The following is a 1,339-nucleotide window of genomic DNA, read 5'->3' as shown; positions in this document are numbered from 1 at the left end:
CAGCTCCAAGTCTATAACCGTAGGGACTATAATCTGTTCCCTATGAGACCTCTGGGTTGGAAATCCCCACAGACTGTCCTGAAGGAATTTATTAAGGAGGGTGTAACATATGTTTGACAAACCCACATGATCGTTCATCATGTCAATGGAATCAATTTTTAAAGGATTTTTGTGGTGACCACCGAAATAGCCATTTACAAAACAAATTAAAGGCTGCTGCTATACTTTGGAATATTGTAAGAGAATCTGCTCTGCCAAAAGTTTATTCTTATAGTTTGGTTGAAAAATATAGCAATTTATTTGATAATCAAAATTGATATATAGGAGAAAACATAGCATTAAGTAAATCGAGGTGTTTAGTATGGATAAGAAAGAAGCTATTATCCGCTTGTGGTTTGATATGTGGCTAAAACAGCAGGACTTGGGAATAGATGACATTTTTACAAGTGATGTTATCTATACAGAAAGTTGGGGACCTGAGTATCATAATCGCAGTACAGTAAAACATTGGTTTCGTGAATGGAATCAGCGTGGTAAGGTGCTAATTTGGGATATTAAGCAATTCTTTCATAAAGAAAATCAGACTGTTGTTGAGTGGTACTTCGAAAATAAAATGGAGACAGGTAAAAAAGAAGGATTTGAAGGTATTTCTTTGATTGAGTGGACGGATAATGATAAAATAAAATCATTGAAAGAGTTTGGCTGTAACTGTAATCGCTATAATCCATATCAAAATAGCAATGAGCCACAATTTCACGATGAATCAATAAAATGGTTTTAACGGTTGATCGTTCTATTTTGGTTTCTTTAATAAAATTAAAAACAATAGATATATTTGATAAAATAATATTAAATTATAAATAAAGAACAATAAAAATATCCATAAAAATACAAAATTATACATTATATTTCTATGGCATATTAGCTTATACAGCAAAAATCAGGATTAATCTAAGAAAATATAATGTATTAAGTATTAAAAAAGCATTGTAGAGTATATAAACTAAAAAAGGAGAATAAAATGTCTGTTGACTTTAAAAAGAAAAGAATAGTTTATTTGAATAATTGGCCTTGGACTATAGTCAATACTATAGTCAATAAAGTGGACACAATTTATAAAGAAAAGTGCCGAGTACAGCTGCTTAGTGCTGTGCCCAGTACCATTCTTCTTTTTCATTTGGTGTCATCATTCCGAGAGAACTATGCGGTCTCTTAGCATTATAGAATCCTTCGATGTATTCGAACACAGATAACCGGAGTTCCTGCAGAGAATGATATGTTTTACGGTTAACTTCTTCTTTTTTGAGGTACTTGAAGAAACATTCACAGCAGGCATTAT

General features: G+C 32.0%; 3 protein-coding genes. 2 read left to right on the top strand and 1 reads right to left on the bottom strand.

The features are described 5' to 3' along the window. The first annotated feature begins 113 nt into the window (after positions 1-113). Both INF29_RS14220 and INF29_RS14215 read left to right on the top strand, forming a co-directional pair. Positions 114-317, top strand: a complete 204-nt coding sequence (locus INF29_RS14220) for a hypothetical protein (RefSeq protein ID WP_193487391.1) — start codon at positions 114-116, stop codon at positions 315-317. Positions 318-361: 44 nt separating this feature from the next. Then, positions 362-781 (top strand): nuclear transport factor 2 family protein, encoded by a 420-nt coding sequence (locus INF29_RS14215; RefSeq protein WP_193487389.1) that lies wholly within the window; start codon positions 362-364, stop codon positions 779-781. Positions 782-1,142: 361 nt separating this feature from the next. On the opposite strand, the gene INF29_RS14210 is transcribed toward INF29_RS14215, so the two are convergent. Continuing rightward, positions 1,143-1,339, bottom strand: a 197-nt coding sequence (locus INF29_RS14210) for an IS3 family transposase (protein ID WP_193487388.1), incomplete at its 5' end; no start/stop codon positions are given.

The organism is Anaerotignum lactatifermentans, from assembly GCF_014982935.1.
Lineage (GTDB): Bacteria > Bacillota > Clostridia > Lachnospirales > Anaerotignaceae > Anaerotignum > Anaerotignum lactatifermentans.
Note: the sequence above shows the minus strand (reverse complement) of the source record. Positions and strands in the feature narration are given on the sequence as shown.

Coding starts and splice junctions, on each gene's coding strand:
- INF29_RS14215 (WP_193487389.1), top strand. CDS start 362: ATGGATAAGAAAGAAGCTATTATCCGCTTGTGGTTTGATATGTGGCTA.